At 62.7% G+C, this 16888-nt stretch carries 17 protein-coding genes; 8 read left to right on the top strand and 9 right to left on the bottom strand.

Annotation, left to right across the window (positions count from 1 at the left end):
- Positions 1-1740, top strand: coding sequence for a peptidoglycan D,D-transpeptidase FtsI family protein (locus AB3X86_RS16840; protein ID WP_368596821.1), 1740 nt, complete (start codon positions 1-3; stop codon positions 1738-1740).
- Between the two features lie 33 nt (positions 1741-1773).
- Here AB3X86_RS16840 and AB3X86_RS16845 read toward each other — a convergent pair whose 3' ends face one another.
- Positions 1774-2889 (bottom strand): diguanylate cyclase, encoded by a 1116-nt coding sequence (locus AB3X86_RS16845; RefSeq protein WP_368596822.1) that lies wholly within the window; start codon positions 2887-2889, stop codon positions 1774-1776.
- A gap of 345 nt (positions 2890-3234) precedes the next feature.
- On the opposite strand from AB3X86_RS16845, the gene AB3X86_RS16850 reads away from it, so the two are divergent.
- The gene (locus AB3X86_RS16850; protein ID WP_368596823.1) at positions 3235-3489 is read left to right on the top strand and encodes a DUF2866 domain-containing protein; all 255 of its coding nucleotides are present in this window, start codon (positions 3235-3237) and stop codon (positions 3487-3489) included.
- A gap of 16 nt (positions 3490-3505) precedes the next feature.
- On the opposite strand, the gene AB3X86_RS16855 is transcribed toward AB3X86_RS16850, so the two are convergent.
- Both AB3X86_RS16855 and AB3X86_RS16860 read right to left on the bottom strand, forming a co-directional pair.
- On the bottom strand, positions 3506-4135 hold the full coding sequence (locus tag AB3X86_RS16855) for a 2-hydroxychromene-2-carboxylate isomerase (RefSeq protein ID WP_368596824.1): 630 nt from the start codon (positions 4133-4135) through the stop codon (positions 3506-3508).
- A gap of 41 nt (positions 4136-4176) precedes the next feature.
- Complete coding sequence (locus AB3X86_RS16860; protein ID WP_368596825.1) at positions 4177-4803, bottom strand: LysE family translocator; 627 nt, start codon at positions 4801-4803, stop codon at positions 4177-4179.
- A 114-nt stretch (positions 4804-4917) separates the two neighbouring features.
- On the opposite strand from AB3X86_RS16860, the gene AB3X86_RS16865 reads away from it, so the two are divergent.
- The 4 genes from AB3X86_RS16865 to AB3X86_RS16880 all read left to right on the top strand — a co-directional run bounded on the left by AB3X86_RS16865 (position 4918) and on the right by AB3X86_RS16880 (position 8181).
- Entirely contained in the window at positions 4918-5559 is a 642-nt protein-coding gene (locus AB3X86_RS16865; protein WP_368596826.1) for a YigZ family protein, read from the top strand.
- Between the two features lie 177 nt (positions 5560-5736).
- Entirely contained in the window at positions 5737-6318 is a 582-nt protein-coding gene (locus AB3X86_RS16870) for a hypothetical protein (protein ID WP_368596827.1), read from the top strand.
- Between the two features lie 108 nt (positions 6319-6426).
- A complete protein-coding gene (locus tag AB3X86_RS16875) occupies positions 6427-7047 on the top strand; it encodes a LysE family translocator (protein ID WP_368596828.1) in 621 nt (206 codons plus the stop codon).
- A gap of 156 nt (positions 7048-7203) precedes the next feature.
- Positions 7204-8181, top strand: coding sequence for a 2-dehydropantoate 2-reductase (locus tag AB3X86_RS16880; protein ID WP_176107661.1), 978 nt, complete (start codon positions 7204-7206; stop codon positions 8179-8181).
- Between the two features lie 77 nt (positions 8182-8258).
- Here AB3X86_RS16880 and AB3X86_RS16885 read toward each other — a convergent pair whose 3' ends face one another.
- From AB3X86_RS16885 to oxlT, 3 genes are read right to left on the bottom strand one after another with little or no spacing between them, the layout of a single operon-like run.
- A complete protein-coding gene (locus AB3X86_RS16885; RefSeq protein WP_368596989.1) occupies positions 8259-9710 on the bottom strand; it encodes an aldehyde dehydrogenase family protein in 1452 nt (483 codons plus the stop codon).
- On the bottom strand, positions 9679-10683 hold the full coding sequence (locus AB3X86_RS16890; protein WP_368596829.1) for a LysR family transcriptional regulator: 1005 nt from the start codon (positions 10681-10683) through the stop codon (positions 9679-9681). Before AB3X86_RS16890 ends, AB3X86_RS16885 begins: the two co-directional genes overlap by 32 nt.
- A 30-nt stretch (positions 10684-10713) precedes the next feature.
- Positions 10714-12063 carry an oxalate/formate MFS antiporter gene (gene oxlT / locus AB3X86_RS16895; RefSeq protein ID WP_368596830.1) on the bottom strand — a complete coding sequence of 450 codons (1350 nt, stop codon included), beginning with the start codon at positions 12061-12063 and terminating at the stop codon, positions 10714-10716.
- Between the two features lie 376 nt (positions 12064-12439).
- Here oxlT and AB3X86_RS16900 point away from each other — a divergent pair, with 376 nt between their 5' ends.
- Both AB3X86_RS16900 and AB3X86_RS16905 read left to right on the top strand, forming a co-directional pair.
- Positions 12440-13387, top strand: a complete 948-nt coding sequence (locus AB3X86_RS16900; protein WP_368596831.1) for a LysR family transcriptional regulator — start codon at positions 12440-12442, stop codon at positions 13385-13387.
- A 96-nt stretch (positions 13388-13483) separates the two neighbouring features.
- Positions 13484-13804 carry a hypothetical protein gene (locus AB3X86_RS16905; RefSeq protein ID WP_368596832.1) on the top strand — a complete coding sequence of 107 codons (321 nt, stop codon included), beginning with the start codon at positions 13484-13486 and terminating at the stop codon, positions 13802-13804.
- A 90-nt stretch (positions 13805-13894) separates the two neighbouring features.
- On the opposite strand, the gene AB3X86_RS16910 is transcribed toward AB3X86_RS16905, so the two are convergent.
- Genes AB3X86_RS16910 through frc form a run of 3 tightly spaced genes read right to left on the bottom strand, consistent with a single transcriptional unit; the run spans position 13895 to position 16864 of the window.
- A complete protein-coding gene (locus AB3X86_RS16910; protein WP_368596833.1) occupies positions 13895-14737 on the bottom strand; it encodes an NAD(P)(+) transhydrogenase (Re/Si-specific) subunit beta in 843 nt (280 codons plus the stop codon).
- A gap of 54 nt (positions 14738-14791) precedes the next feature.
- Positions 14792-15607 (bottom strand): fumarylacetoacetate hydrolase family protein, encoded by an 816-nt coding sequence (locus tag AB3X86_RS16915; protein WP_368596834.1) that lies wholly within the window; start codon positions 15605-15607, stop codon positions 14792-14794.
- A gap of 9 nt (positions 15608-15616) precedes the next feature.
- Complete coding sequence (gene frc / locus AB3X86_RS16920; RefSeq protein ID WP_176368373.1) at positions 15617-16864, bottom strand: formyl-CoA transferase; 1248 nt, start codon at positions 16862-16864, stop codon at positions 15617-15619.
- Positions 16865-16888 lie beyond the last annotated feature (24 nt).

The raw sequence follows: 16888 nt of genomic DNA on the forward strand, positions 1-16888 counted from the left end.
ATGATCCGCCAGAAAAAACCTCCGTCGCCCGATCCCTATGCGTTAGCCGCGAAGAACCCGCTGCTCGATGCGCGGCTGCCCGCGTGGCGCTCGAAGTTCATCGTGCTGCTCGTGTTCGCCGCGTTCGCGACGCTCGCCGCCCGTGCGTTCTGGGTGCAGGTCGTGAATCAGGACTTCTACGTCGACCAGGGGCAGAAGCGCTATCAGCGCCTGCTCGAACTCGACGCGACGCGCGGCCGGATCGTCGATCGCAATGGTTCGATGCTCGCGGTCAGTCTCGCGACGTACGAAATCTGGGCCACGCCGAAGCTCGTCGACGAAAGCGCGTTCGCGCCGCTCGCCAGGCTGCTCGATCTGCCGCCCGCGGAACTGCGCAGGCGTCTGAACGGCGAGCGCAGCTTCGTGCTGCTCAAGCGCCAGCTCGATGCCGACACCGCCGAGCATCTGTCCCGACTCGGGCTCGCCGGCATCACGCAGGTCGCCGACACCAAACGCTTTTATCCCGAGGGCGAGTCGGCCGCGCACGTGGTCGGCTTTACCGACATCGAGGACAACGGCCAGGAAGGCGTCGAACTCGCCGCCAACGCGAAGCTGCAAGGTGTGCCGGGCCAGCGCGAGGTGATTCGCGACCGGCTCGGCCGCGTGATCTCGGAGACGCGGCCGCTCGTGCCCGCGCGCAACGGCGCGACGATCCAGCTGACGATCGACCGGCGCATCCAGCAACTCGCGTACACGCAACTCAAAGCCGCGATCGCGCAGCACCGCGCCGAAGCGGGCAGCGTGGTCGTGCTCGATGCGCGCAACGGCGAGATCCTCGCGCTCGCCAACTACCCGAGCTTCGATCCGAACGACCGCACGCACCTGTCCGGCCGGCAACTGCGCAACCGCGCGGTGATCGACACGTTCGAGCCGGGCTCGACGATCAAGCCGCTCGTCGTCGCGCTATCGATCGACGAAGGCAAGGTGCGGCCGCAAAGCATCATCGATACCGCGCCAGGCTGGTATCGGATCGGCCCGGCCGTGATTCACGACACGTCGAATCACGGCGCGATGACGGTCGCCGAGGCGGTGCAGAAGTCGAGCAATATCGCGCTCGCGAAACTCGCGCTGAACCTGCCGGCCGAAACGATCTGGACCAAGTACCAGCAATACGGGCTCGGAATGAAGCCCGAGCTGCCCTTCCCCGGCGTGGCCGCCGGCAAGCTGCGGCCATATCGCCGCTGGCGCCCGATCGAGCAGGCCACGATGGCGTATGGCTACGGGCTGTCGGTATCGCTGCTGCAAATCGCGCAGGTCTACACCGCCTATGCCGGCGACGGCACGCTGCGGCGCGTGAGCCTGCTGCGCGAGCCGCGCGATGCGGACGAGCCGACGCCGTTCGCCGCTCGCAGCCAACCGGTCACGACGCCCGGCACCGCGCGCGCGATCCGCAACATGCTCGAAATGGCAACGGGCGATGGCGGCACCGGACGCGCCGCGAGCGTGGCGGGTTATCGCGTCGGCGGCAAGACCGGCACCGCGCGCAAGCAGATCGGCGCGGGCTACGCGCCGAATCGCTACCGCGCGCTATTCGTCGGTATGGCGCCGATGAGCGATCCGCACCTGATCGTCGCCGTGATGATCGACGACCCGGCCGGCAAGGCGTTCTATGGCGGTACGGTCGCCGGACCGGTGTTCAGCGGCGTGATGGGCGGCGCATTGCAGCTGCTCGGGGTGCCGCCGGATGCGGCCGGGGTGTGACGCGCAGTTTGTGTTGGTGTTGGCGCCGCTCGATCAGCCCTGCTCATCGAGCGCATCGGCGTGCGCCTCGATGCGATTGCGGCCGTTGCGCTTGGCCTGATACATCGCGCGATCGGCCTCGTCCATCATCGCCTGACCTAGCGACATCGCGTCGGCCGGGCTGCCCGCGACCACGCGCGCGGCCACGCCGATCGACACCGACAACGCGATGCGCTCGCCGTGCACGTCGCGCACGTCGAGATTCTCGACTGCCAGCCGCACGCGCTCGGCGACGGTCAGCGCGTCGCTGCGATCGCCTTGCAGCAGCGCGGCGAACTCCTCGCCGCCATAGCGCGCGACGGTGTCGCCAAGCCGCACCTGCTGTCGCACGCAGGCCGCCACCGCCGCGAGCGCGCGGTCGCCGATCTGATGGCCGTGGCTATCGTTGATGCGTTTGAAACCGTCGATATCGATGAACAGACACGCGACCGGCGCGCGATAACGGGCCGCGCGCATCAACTCCTCGCGCAGCCGCTCGTCGAAATAGCGGCGATTCGCGAGGCCGGTCAGCGCATCGGTCATGCCGAGTTGCTTGAGCCGCTCGCGATGCGCGACGTTGTCGAGACTCGCGGTGACGATGCTTGCGAAGCGCTCCAGAATGTCGGTGGCCATGCCCGCGCCGAAGCGCGCGGGTTCGTCGCTGCCGAGGCATAGATAGCCGCTGACGTTCTTGCCCGCGGCGAGCGGCAGCAGGATCGCGCTGGCCGGCACTTGGGCCGGCACGGCGCCGAAGAACGCGCGGCGCGCGTCGCCGTCGAGCTCGCCAGGGCGGCCGAGCCACGGCCGATCGTGCTCGCACAAAGACCGCGCGATGAGACCACCCTCGCGCGAGGTCTTCAGCTGCGCATGACCGAGCGCTTGCAGGTTGCCCGGCTCGAGCAGTTCGAGCAGCATCGGCGCGCGGTCGTCGAGCCACAGCGCCACGTTCGAAAGAGCGAACTCGCGCGGCAGATGGCTGAACAAGGTATCGAGAAACGACGCGAAATCCTGCGCTCCGATCAAACGCAATTCGACGTTCTGGAAGCGCCGCAACGTGCGCTCGTTGTGCTGCACGGTGTCGACGAGCGAGCGAAGACGCTCGGAAAGCGGCGTTTGGGCGGGTTTCGTCACGGTATCGGCAAGGCGGCCCTGAAGGCGAACGGGGTCGACGCCCCAACTCTACTGATAACGGCCGATCCGCCGGGGTCTTGAGGGGCAGGCTCGCGACGCGTCGGCCGGCATGCGAGCGTGCGCGCCCACCGTTGTCACCGCTCGCTTGCATTCGCTTGCACTCGCTTACACGCTGCGAGATCCGTTTGCGTAATGATTGCGGTTCTTAAGTTTCGCTTAATTGTTCGCTGCAAGTATGTACTTCATCCCCTGTTGAGCCGCCAGAACATCGGCGGCGTTTTTTCTTGAAGGGTGCCGAAAACGCGGCCGAGCATGGTCCCGCGCACAAGAAGAAGGAGGTAAATCATGGTTGAAGAGATGGTAGTCGAACACCTGCGTGCGATGCCCGGCCATCAATGGACTCGCCAGATTCATTCCTGCAAGGTCTCCGATCCGCTGCAACAGCCTTGGGGCCGTTCATACCGGCTCGTCGAATGGACGATGAAGCACGAGCCCGCATCGAGCCGCCGCGTCGTTCCCGCCGAAAGTACTCCACTCGAAATCGCCCAGGCCGTGGTCTCTCATGTACCGGGCCGACGCTTCTGTCAGCAAGCTGATTGAGCGCTCCGGTCAACGTTCATTGGCGCGCCGCGATCGTGTTGCAGTAGTCCAACGCGTCCTCCAGCCTGTCGTTTCCCCAGAACATCTCGCCGCCGACAAAAAACGTCGGCGCACCGAAGATGCCCTTGCTGATGGCCCGTTCGGTCTGCTCGCGCAAACGGAGCTTGTTCGCGTCGCTTTGCGCGGCGTCGATCACGCTCTGCACGGGTAAGCCAAGCGAGTCGAGCGCTTCGCTGACGACCTCGATCGAGCCGATGTCGCGGTCGTCGACGAAATTCAACTGCATGATCTGGCGGCACCAAGCGCCGATCCACGGCTCGTTCGCACCCAGCAGCGCGATGCGCATCGCAAGAAGCGCCGCGCGCGGAAACGTGCTGGGACGCGTGAGCGCAAGGCCGTATTTGCGGCATTGACGCTCCATGTCTTTCCACACGTATGCGCCTTTTTCTTTCTGCAATACGAAGGGCGAGTTCTCGAACCCAAGCTGGCGAAATACCGGGCCGAGCAGAAACGGCCGCCAGACGATCGTCACGTTGCGCGCGGCCGCCAACGCTTCGACCCGCATCATGCTCAGATAGCTGTAGTTGCTGCCGAAGTCGAACCAGAACTCGATCGCGCGCGCCGTCGAGCTTGAGCCTTCATTCATCGCGGTCTCCTGAATCGCGCGTGCCAGTCGCGCATCGACACTCAACGTGTTTGCACCGCCACGCGCAGGCCGAGCGAAATGAACAGTACGCCGATGAGCTTGTTCTGCCAGCGCGTCAACCACGTCAAACGCTTCACGAGTTTGCCCAATGGCCGCATCGTCAGGACGATCAGCGTCGTGTAAAGCGCGCTCATTGCAACGAAAATCAGCCCGAGCGTCGCGAACTGCAGGAACGTCGAGCCATGCTCGGGCCGTACGAATTGCGGCAGAAACGCGAGGAAAAACAGCGCGGTCTTCGGGTTCAGCACTTCGGCGGGAATCGCCTGCAAGAACGCCTTCGAACCCGACACCGGCGCGACGACCGGCAGATGCGCACTCGCCTGCTTTTCGCGCAACGCGCGAATGCCCAGATAGACGAGATACGCGGCACCGACGAATTTCACCGCATTGAACGCGAGCGCGGACGTCGTCAGCAGTGCGGAGAGGCCAACCGCGGCGCCCAGCGTGTGCACGAAATCGCCGGCTGCGATGCCGAGACCGGTCAGAATGCCGGCCTTGCGTCCACCGTGCATGGTGCGCGTCAAAACCAGCAGCACGGCCGGGCCAGGGATCAGAAAGAGCCCGAGCACGACGGCAACGAAAGTCCCCAACGTGGATAGGTCGAGCATGTCGTCTCCTTGCGATGCGCAGCATCGAAATGATAGGCGCGCGTTCAGCGGACCATTGTAGTCGAACCCGCGACCCTGCCCTCGGCGCCTCGCTCGCGTGGACGATCCGTTACCATGTCGGACATCGCGGCGCGTACCGCGTGCTTTCTTTCATCCACCGACGTTTCCGCCTTGCCGACCTATACCCTGCCCGCGCCGCTGAGCGCGGAACTCGAGATTCGCAAGAGCCGCTTCATCGCGTATGCGCTCCCGGTCGCCGATCGCGATGCCGCGATGGCCGAATTGCAGCGTCTGCGCGACGAACATCCGGCCGCGACGCATGTGTGCTGGGCGCTGCTCGCGGGCGGCCAATCCGGCATGTCCGACGACGGCGAACCGTCGGGCACCGCCGGTCGGCCGATTCTCGAAGTGCTGCGGCATCACGATCTGGATGGCGTGCTCGCGGCCGTCGTGCGCTATTACGGGGGTGTGAAGCTCGGCGCGGGCGGTCTGGTGCGTGCGTACACCGATGCGATCGCGTCCGCGCTGCTCGACGCGCCGCGCGTCGAGAGGATTGCCCAGGTTTCGCTGGGCGTCGAAGTCAGTTATGCCGACGAAGCCAAAGTCCGTCGTTGGATGGACGCCGAAGGCTATGCACTGGTGGACAGCGCCTACGGCATGCTGGTGAAGATGACGATGCGCGTGCCCGCCAATGCGCTCGACGGCGCCAAGACAACGTTGACCGATATCACGCAGGGAAAGGCGGGTTTTTTCTGAGCGGCTGCGGTCGAACGCCCTTCGGGCGTTGTCCCGATCTCCATCGCTATTGCGGCCCGTTATGATGGCCGGGCTAGCCAGCCAGACGCAAGGTTCGCTGCTACCATGCTGTTCTTCACCGGGCTGACTCCACTTAAAAGGGCAACTCCTCTGACTTCGACCGCCGCTTTCTCCCGCATGGCTGCTGCGCGTTCGCCGTTGAGATCGGTCGTGCTCAAGGGCTGCGGCGCCGTGCTGCTGCCCACGCTGTTGTCCGCGTGCTCGTGGTCATGGTTCGGCCTGAACAGCAGCGCCAGCGCGACGCACCCGAAGACCCACGGCACGGGCTCGCTCAGCGTCGCCCCTGCAAGCGACTTCGCGTATCTGCCCGCGCGCGACGGTCATGTCTCCCCGAACCGCATCGAAAACACCGGGATGACCGGGCTCGTCTTGAAGGACGAGGTCAGCCTGGTCGTGCGCAATGGCGTCGCGAACAGCCTGCGAGTGGCCGGTTTCCGTATCGACGACAACAAGCGCGTGCTCAGCGGCAGCATCGAAGCCTTCACGGTGGACGATAAGCGCTCGCCGGCGCTGTGGACGCTGAAGATGCACTACGTGGTCGTCGATGCGGCGACCCAGAAAGTCATGTACACGACCACGCGCACCGTGAAGCAGAAGTCGCCGAAATTCACCGGCAACACGATCGCGATCGAAGACACGGTCAAGCTCAGCGTCGATACATTGATCGGCGACCCTGGCTTTATCAAGGCGGTGAACTGAACACGCGGCCGGCGAAAGCGCGGCGCGGTTTCGCTACAATCACGGTAACGCATCGCGCGCGATCCTCCGCGCGATGCATCGTGATCTCCCGTTCGGAATGCAGCCGTCATGTCCCTTACCGCCTGGCTATTCTTCTTGCCCGCCTGCTTTGCCATCAACCTCGCACCCGGGCCCAATAACCTGCTTTCGATCAACGTCGCCGCACGGCATGGCTTCATCAAGGCATTCGTCGGCGGCAGCGGCCGGCTGCTCGCGTTCGCGATGATGCTGGCGCTCGCCGCGACCGGTCTCGCCGTCGTGCTGCATGCGTCCGAGTGGATCTTTCTGACGATCAAACTCGCGGGCGCCGCTTATCTGATCTGGCTCGCGTTCCAGCTGTGGCGCAGCGACGCGCCCGCCATCGATACATCGCAACCCCAGGAAGCCGCGCTCACGCGCATTGCGCGGAACGAGTTCTTCGTCGCGGCCGGCAATCCGAAGGCGATTCTGGTTTTTACCGCGTTTCTGCCGCAATTCGTCGACGTCGCGCAACCGATACTGCCGCAATTCGCCGCGCTCGGCGCGAGCTTCCTGGTACTCGAATGGGTCGCGATCGCCCTGTATTCGTGGGCCGGCATGTATCTCGGCAAGTGGCTGATGCGCGCGAAGATCCGCCGCTGGTTCAATCGCTGCTGCGGCGGCTTTCTCGCGGCGATCGGCGTGAGTTTTCTGCTGGTTCGGCGTGCCTGAGGTGAGGCCTTTTCATAACGAATCGCTAATACATCGGCGGAGAAAGTTTAACTATCAGCTTTCGTTGCTCCACCTTATGCTCGAACCGTAACCGGCCGCGAAGTGATGCAATGCGGCGTTGGGCGAACGGCTTTTTCATCGTCACGGAGCGACATCATGAAGATCTGCATCTTCGGAGCGGGAGCGATTGGCGGTTTAATGGGCGTGCAATTGGCGCGCGCCGGCGCGGACGTCAGCTTCATTGCACGCGGCCCGCATCTGGCGGCCATGCGTGAGCACGGCGCGCGTCTCATCATGGATGGCGAAACATTCAGCGCGCCGGTGCGCTGTACTTCAGACCCAAGCGAACTCGGCGTTCAGGACGTCGTCATCGTCACGCTGAAGGCGCATTCGCTGCCCGGCGTGGTCGATTCGATGCAGCCACTGCTCGGCAAGCACACGGCGATCGTTACCGGCGTCAACGGCATTCCGTATTGGTACTTCTATCAGCATGGCGGACGCTTTGCCGGGACTCGGCTTGCAAGCGTCGACCCCGACGGTTCGCAGTGGACCAAGCTCGGCCCCGAGCGCGCGATTGGCTGCGTACTCTATCCAGCGGCGGAAATCGTCGAACCGGGGGTAATCAAACACGTGTACGGCAAGAAGTTTCCGATCGGCGAACCGAGTGGCGAACGCACCCCGCGCATTCAGCAATTGCACGAGATCATGCAGGCAGCCGGCTTCGAAGCGCCGATTCGCGACAACATTCGCGACGAGATCTGGCTCAAGCTGTGGGGCAATCTGTGCTTCAACCCGATCAGCGCATTGACGCATGCAACGCTCGATGTCCTCACGAGCGACCCGGGCACGCGGGCGGTTTCACGCACGATGATGCTCGAAGCGAAGCGAATCGCGGAACAGTTCGGCGTGCACTTTCGTGTGGACGTGGAAAGGCGTATTGATGGCGCCGGCGCGGTCGGTGCGCACAAGACGTCGACGCTCGTCGATCTCGAGAACCGCAGGCCGATGGAAATCGATCCTTTGCTGACCGTCGTGCAGGAAATGGGCCGACTCGTTGCCGAACCGACACCCACCATCGACGTCGTACTCGCACTGATCAAATTGCGCGAGAAGATGGCTTTACAGGGTAATTGACCAGATACTCCTTTTCGTCTTGCACCACGACCGAAAGGATCGGATGCCATGCATCCGATCCTTTTTCACATTCGCCGCTATTGATCGATCGCCACCCACACCGCTTTCGGTTCAGTGAAATTCTCGATCGCGACATCGCCGTGCTCGCGACCGAAGCCCGAATCGCCAGCACCACCCCACGGCAAACGCACATCCGTATAGCCGTAAGTATTGATCCACACCGTGCCCGCCTTCAGGTCGCGCGCCACGCGATGCACGCGGCTCAGGTCAGCGCTCCAGACGCCGGCCGCGAGACTATACGATGTGCCATTGGCGATGCGGACCGCGTCCGCTTCGTCATCGAACCGAATCACGCTTGCCACGGGCCCGAAAATTTCTTCCTGCGAAATGCGCATCTCGTGCTCGACATTCGCGAACACGGTGGGCTCGACGAAAAAGCCGCGATTGCCGACGCGCGCGCCACCCGTCACGAGCGACGCGCCTTCCGAGCGGCCTGTGTCGACATAGCTCAATACGGTTTTCATCTGCGCGGCCGAAATCAGCGGTCCCATCGACGTTTCGCGCAGCGACGGATCGCCGACCTTGATCGACTTCGCGCGCATAGCCAGACGCTCGACCACTTCGTCATACACGTCACGATGCGCGAGTATCCGCGACCCAGCGGAGCACACTTGCCCCGTATTGAAGAACACGCCCGACGCCGCGGCGCGCACCGCATTGTCGAGATTCGCGTCGGCAAAGATCACGTTGGCCGACTTGCCGCCGAGCTCCAGCGTCACGCGTTTGAAGTTGCCCGCCGCGCCCTGCAGGATGCCTCGTCCGACCGAAGGCGAACCGGTGAACGTGACCTTGTCGATACCGGGATGCGACACCAGCGCGTCGCCCACCACACTACCCTTGCCGGTGACGATATTGAGCACGCCCGGCGGCACGCCCGCTTCGAGCGCCAGCTCGCCGATGCGCAACGCGGTGAGCGGCGTGATCTCGGCAGGCTTGACGATCAGCGTGCAACCGCATGCGAGCGCGGGCGCGATCTTCCACATGCCGATCATCAGCGGAAAATTCCACGGCACGATTGCAGCGACCACGCCGACCGGTTCGCGCAGCGTATAGGTCAATGCATCGGGACGCGTCGGCACCACCTGGCCGTTGATCTTGTCGCACCAGCCTGCGTAGTATTCGACGGTATCGATCGCGGCGGGCACGTCCTGACGCATCACCGCGGCAATCGGCTTGCCGCAGTCGAGACTTTCGAGCGCGGTCAGTTCTTCCATGTTCTCGCGCATCAGGCCCGCGAGCCGTTGCAGGATACGACCGCGTTCGGCGGCGCGAATCGAATTCCATACCTTCAAAGCGCTGCGCGCCGCGCGCACCGCGGCATCGACGTCGGCGGCGCTGCCTTGCGCGACCAGCGCGATCGGATCTTCGGTCGCGGGGTTGATATCGACGGAATATTCGCCGGTGCCTGGCGGCATGCGCTTGCCGTCGATCAACAGATCATGTTGCCTGAGGTCGGACTGGATATCCATCATGAAGCTCCTTGAGTAGGACGTTATGTGGCTGACTGGCGGCGCATCGGTCGAATGCCACGGCAGGCACTTCCTCCGCATGACCGGTCGTCGATGCGACGAACTGCGCCCACGCAGCAGCCGCATTGGGGCGAAGCGAGCGGTTTCTGCGGTGCACGAGTACCGTCGTCAATGTCGCTTCGGGAACCAGCGGACGACTCACCAACGAAGCGCCCGGCGAAGGCCAATGCGCATCGACAGGCAATACGCCGACACCGAGTCCCAATTCGACCATGCGCGCTACCGCCGCGACGTGTCCGAGTTCCTGCATCGGCCGGCGCTTCAATTCGTTCGCCGCGAGTACGGGGTCGAGCGCGGCGCGCACGCCGGTATCGGCATTCAGCGTGATCAGCGGACATCCGCGCAACGCGTGCCATTCGATGCTGTCGTTCTGGGCTAGCGAATGTACGGATGGAAGCACCGCATGCAGTGGCGTAGTGAAAAGTACCTGAGCATGTAAGAGAGGACTATCGACGGGTGCGGTCACGCAGACGGCGCCGAAATCCACTTCACCCTGCTCGACACTGGCCAGTACGCTGCATTGAGGCTGATCCTTGACCGACACGACCAGTTCGGGATGAACCGACGCGCACTGCGCCAAAGCCCGCGGCACCCAGCCCGATGACAACACCGGATTACTCGCGAATAACACGACGCCCGTGTGTCCGTCGTAAGCAGCGCGCTCTTCGAGCAGCGTCAATTCGATTTCGTCGAGCAGCCGGCCGATTCTTCTCTCGAGACTCGCGCCCGCATTCGTCAGTTCGACCTGGCGTGTCGTGCGATCGAATAGCTTCAATTCAACTGCGTCTTCCAGTTCACGCACACAACGGCTGATGGCCGACTGCGTCAGATCGAACTCGCGCGCCGCGCGCGTGAAACTGCGCTCGCGCGCGACCGCGACGAATACCTTGAGCTGCTGCAACGAAACATTCATGGCGTCGGTACCGGGCGCGCAACGCTCACGTTATTCGCCGGACTGTTCCGGCCAGTGACTCATTCTCGACGCATTGCCATTGCCATGGCCCGCGACGGCCAGCGCGCCCTGAGGTTCATCATGCGATTGGATCCAACGCGTGCGCATCGGCTCGAGGATGAACTTCGCGGAAATACCGGCTGCGATCGTGATGACGGCGGAAACGATGAAGACGAGGTTCCAGCCGCCCGTCGCCGCGAGTACCGACGCGATCGGCACCAGCAACGAGGCCGTACCCTTTGCGGTGTACAACGTGCCTGCATTGGCGGCCGCGTACTTGCTGCCGAACGTATCCGCGCAAGTCGCCGGGAAGATCGAGAAGATCTCGCCCCAGAACAGGAAGATCAGCGCGGCAAAGACCATGAACGCATACGGATTGCTGCCGAACTGCATCATGCCGAGCAACGCGAGCCCCTCACCGATGAAGATCACGAACATCGTGTTTTCACGGCCGATCTTGTCGGAGATGAAGCCGCACAGCGGACGCGTCAAGCCGTTGAAGATATTGTCGATCGACAGCGTGAGAGTCAGCAGCGGCAACGTCGCGCCGAAGACCGACATCGGGATGCGCGCGATGCCCCAGTCTTTCGCGATCGGGCCGATCTGTGCGGTCGCCATCAAACCACCCGCCGCGACCGCGACGAAGGACGCGTAGATCACCCAGAACACTGGCGTTTTGATCATCTGGCGCGACGTGAAATCGACTTTCGACACCGCGAAGCGACTCTTGCGTACCCCTGCCTGACGCAAGATCGGCCGCGTCAGAAGCATCGCGAGCAGCAGAATGCTGACGCCTTGCACGATGCCGAAGAACAGAAACGTCTCTTCATAGCCGCGGCGCGTAATCATGTTTGCAATCGGTATCACGGTCAGCGCCGCACCCGCGCCAAAGCCCGCGGCCGTCAAACCCGCGGCGAGACCGCGCCGGTCAGGAAACCATTTGAGCGCATTGCCGACACATGTTCCGTACACGCCGCCCGCACCTATCCCGCCAATCACCGCGGCGAAATACAACATGCCGAGCGTCGTCGCATACGAATTAAGAATCCACGACAAACCCGCGCATAGCGCGCCGCCTGCCACCACGGGGCGCGGCCCGAATCGATCGACGAGCCAGCCCTCGAACGGCACGAGCCACGTCTCGGTCAGAATGAAGATCGAGAACGCGAGCTGGATCGACGCCTCGCTCCAGTTATGCCGCGCATGCATCGGAGCCACGAACAACGTCCACGCATATTGCAGATTCGCCACCAGCGCCATGCATATCATGCCGATGACCAATTGCGACCATCGGTTACGCCATGACACACCCGTCGTCGATTGCTGGGTGATATTGTCCATGAGCCTTGTCTCCACTATCTATTTAGTGCAGCCGGCTTACGCGCCGCGCTGGATGCGTCCCGCCTTATCGTTATGGCCCGAGAACTTCGCTATTCGGGAAATCTCGAAGTCGATGCTTTCATGCATTTCCGCAAATCCCCCGAACCCGTGTTTCGATGATAGTTCTTGCTTTATTCCGACCAGAACCACGCTTCGTGCCGGTAAGCATTGCAGCTTATTCCCCGCTATTGAGTCCGCCGCCCCACATATCTATGCGTTAACCCGCGTATTGCAGTGGCTATTCGGCTTGTTATGGGTTTCATGCTAGGGTCATCGCTGAATTACTCATAATTAAAGTTTGTTATTATGTCGATTCACGTTTCCTTATACATCGACCATGACGATGCGCAATGCAACTCTGCGGCAACTGAAGGTCTTTGAAACGGTGGCGCGCCACCTGAGTTTTTCGCGCGCCGCGGAAGAATTGCATCTGACCCAGCCTGCCGTTTCCACCCAGGTCCGGCAACTCGAAGAACATGCGGGGCTGCCTCTGTTCGAGCAACTCGGCAAAAAGATCTATCTGACGCCGGCCGGCACCGAAATGCTCCACTACAGCCGCGCGATCATGCAGCAGTTCCATGAAGTCGACGAAGCGATGAGCCAGTTGAAGGGCGTCTCCGGCGGCAAGCTGAATGTCGCCGTGATCAGCGCCGGCGACTGTTTCTTTCCGCGCCTTCTCGCCGAATTCACGCGTCGCTATTCGGGCGTCGATCTGAATCTCGCGGTGCACAACCGCGAAGAACTGCTGCATCAACTGGCGACCAATCAGACCGACCTCGCGGTGATGGTGCGTCCGCCGCACGAAACCGAAGCGACCAATGAACCGTTCGCGCCGCATCCGTATGTGATCGTCGCGGCGCCCACTCATCCGCTTGCGCACAAGCGCAATATCCGCTTCAGTCAACTCGCGAACGAAGCGTTCATCGTGCGCGAACGCGGCTCCGATACATGGAATTCGATGGAAGAGGGTTTTGCCGGCCGACTGTCCAATCTGAAGATCGCGATGGAGATCAAGAGCACCGAGACGATCAAGCAGGCGGTCATTGCCGGAATGGGCATCGCGTTTCTGTCCGCCCATACGATCAGCCTCGAATTGCAATTGGGTCATCTGGTCGTGCTCGACGTCGAGAGCTTTCCGGTCATGCTCAATTGGTACGTCGTGCATCGGAAGAACAAACGTCTGCCGCCGGTCGCCGTCGCCTTCAAACGCTTCCTGATGGAGGAGGGCGCCAATCTGATCGAAAAGATCACGCGCGTGAAGGAACTGAGCGTGCATAAGCCTTAAGCTATGGTAAGCCAATAAAACTTTAACTATTGCAAATCGATCGCCACTTCTATGCTGCAAGCGAGTTCTCTCACTTGCGAGCCGAGGAGGCCGATCATGAACCACACTCCGGTTGAATCCCGTATTAGTACGCGCAACGCTCGCACAGCGGCGGCGGATCACCAGGACCATCCCGACGATGCGCATCTGAGCGCCTACAATGCCGCGTTCAGCGATCTCGGGCTGCGGTTTCGCTGGGACCGCGCGACACTCGACATGCTGAAAGAGTTCAATGGCGAGTTGGCGCGAATCACCGCTTATATCGAGCGCTATCACGGCCATCTGCATCGCGCGTACGATGCCGACTTTCTCGCGCAACTCATTCTGCAAAGGAAGACGCAGTACTACAGCGAATTCGCCGCGGCAGTTGGTGACTAGAAGCATTGAACAAGACTCGGGCGGCGGGATCATCATCCCGCCGTCTTCGCTATTGGCAATCAGGTTTGTCAGGGGCGTTTGCATCGTCGATTAGCGGCGAGTAGTGAAATGAACCGGCCGCTTGTGCGTACATTTGCGTGAGCCGTCGCGCTGGCGCCCATTGCTTCGTCTACCGTCACGCGCATTCCGACGATCTGCCCAGGCGCTCAAGCGCATCATCGCCGGCGCGACATCGCGAAGCGCCCACGTCTGCTCTTTTCCACCATGCCACTCGAGGTTCGCGAGCAGGCCCGGCTTGCCGATCGCCAGGCCCTCGCTGCGCGCGGCGATCGCATGCATGCGCGCAGCGCAACCGTCGTGATGCGCCGCGTGAGCGGGATCGGCCGGGTACTCGCGGCTCAGCATCAGATGCACGCCCATCGCCACCGCCAGCGCGCCCGTGGCGAGCAATGCCGCGAGTCCGAATGGCTGTACCTGTTCGGTGACGAAGCTGTAACCGAGCCAGCCGCATAACAGCAGCGCAAACAGATTGACGACGCGATGGCCCGGCAGCGCGGCCGCCTCGAGTTGCAATACGCCGCGCAGTTTGCAGAACGCGATCGCACAGGTCGCGAAGATCAGCGCGCCGATCAATACGGCTGAAAATAGTTCGATGCGTTCGGTGTTCTCGCGCACCGCGGCCAGCAGGTAACCCATCAAGCCTATCGACGCGACCGCCAAACCAATGCCGCTGCCGAGCAATGCAAGCATCCGGGCCCTGTGTGTTGGATCTCGTTCGCGCACGCATGCGTGCCGATGCGCCCGCCCGCCGAACTGTGGTCGCGTGAGCGCGGTCACTGCCACCGTCAGTACGGCGACCAACGCCATCGCGACGGCCACCGCAAGCAGCAGCAACAGGTCCGTCAACACGACACTCCCACAGGCTTGGGGCATGCGTGATCCTCCGTGATGCGATGAAAAGGCAAGAGCCCGAGGTCCCTGCCCGCGTCAACCGGCGTTCGCGGTATCGCCCAATCGCCGTGGCTCGTCGCGCGGCGCCGCGCTCAAGGTATTGCTCAGCGTGCCGATCCCATCGATCGTGATCGACACCGTTGCACCGTCCTTGATCGAACCCACGCCCACCGAAGTGCCGCACGCGATCACGTCGCCGGGTTCGAGCGTCAGATCCTGTGAAATCAGACTCACCTGCTCGGCCGGCGAAAAGACCATATCGGCGAGCGGATAGTTCTGACGCTCGACGCCGTCGAGCGTCGTCAACAGACGCGCGGCCCGCCAGTCGAAACCGGAGACGATGGCCGGACCCAGACAACAGAAAGTATCGAAGCTTTTCGCGCGGCACCACTGCGGAAAATGCGGATTCTCGTTGAGCAGATCGGCGGCGGTGACGTCGTTGACGAGCGTGAAGCCGAAAATCGCCGCCTCCGCCTGCTGCACATCCAGATCGCGGCAACGCTGGCCGATCACGATACCGAGCTCGCCCTCGTAGACGATCTTGCCCGCGTAATGCCGTGGCCGGCGGATCGGGTCGCCCGTGCCGATTACCGACGCCGCCGGCTTCATCAGAAACAGCGGATGGGTAGGCACGGGTTTGTCGAGCTTCGCCGCGAGCGCGTGATAGTTGTTCCACAGTGCGACGATCTTGCCCGGCGCGCACGGCGCCAGCGGCGTCAGTGCGCGCAGCGACAGAACCGCGCCGGTCGGCACCGGCTGCGCGAGACTTTCGTACTCGTGCAGGTAGGCGCCTTCGACACGACCGAACACGATGCCGCCGTCGCCCGACATGAACCGCATCCACGTCTGCATGCCTCGCTCCTAGATCGCGCCAGCCGTGCGCAGCGCCATGATCTGCTCGGCCGAATAACCGAGCTCGGCCATCACTTCATCGGTATGTTCGCCAAGCAGCGGCGAGCGTTTGACGTCGGTCGGGCTGTCGGACAGCTTGATCGGATTGCCGACGGTCAGATACTTGCCGCGCTGCGGATGATCGACTTCGACGATCGTGCCGGTTTTGCGCAGCGACGGCTCCTCGGCAATTTCCTTCATCGACAGGATCGGCCCGCACGGAATGTCGTATTTGTTCAGGATCTGCATCGCCTCGAACTTGGTCTTCGTCATCGTCCAGCGTTCGATTTCGGCGAAGATCTCCTTCAGTCGCGGCAGGCGCGCAGGCGCTGTCGCGTAGTCGGGGTCCGTGGCCCACTCTTCCTTGCCGATCACGTTGCAGATCTTCGCCCACACGGGCGCCTGCGTGATGAAGTAGATATATGCGTTGGGGTCCGTCTCCCACCCCTTGCACTTCAGAATCCAGCCCGGCTGCCCGCCGCCCGACGCATTGCCCGCGCGCGGCACCGCGTCGCCGAACGTGCCGTTCGGATATTGCGGATACTCTTTCAACACGCCGGTGCGGTCGAGCCGCTGCTGATCGCGCAGTTTGACGCGGCACAGATTGAGCACGCCGTCCTGCATCGCGGCGAGCACGCGCTGGCCGCGTCCGGTATGCGTGCGTTGATAGAGCGCGGTGACGATGCCGAGCGCGAGATGCAGCCCCGTGCCGCTATCGCCGATCTGCGCGCCGGTCACGACCGGCGGGCCGTCGTCGAAGCCGGTGGTCGACGCCGCGCCGCCCGCGCATTGCGCGACGTTCTCATAGACTTTGCAGTCCTCGTACGGACCGGGACCGAAGCCCTTCACCGATGCGACGATCATGCGCGGATTCAATTCCTGAATCCGCTCCCACGTGAAGCCCATCCGGTCGAGTGCGCCCGGTGCGAAGTTTTCGACCAGTACGTCGCATTTCTGGATCAGCGCTTCGAGCACCTGCTTGCCTTCCGGATGCTTGGTGTCGATCGTGACCGAGCGCTTGTTGTGATTGAGCATCGTGAAGTACAGGCTATCCACGTCGGGAATATCACGAAGTTGCTCGCGCGTGATGTCGCCCGCGCCTGCCCGTTCCACCTTGATCACGTCCGCGCCGAACCATGCGAGCAATTGCGTGCAGGTCGGCCCCGATTGCACATGCGTGAAATCGAGGATGCGCACACCGTCGAGTGCCTTGGCCATGTCGTGTCTCCTGAACGATGAAGG

It is taken from the genome of Paraburkholderia sp. BR14374, assembly GCF_040948685.1.
Lineage (GTDB): Bacteria > Pseudomonadota > Gammaproteobacteria > Burkholderiales > Burkholderiaceae > Paraburkholderia > Paraburkholderia youngii.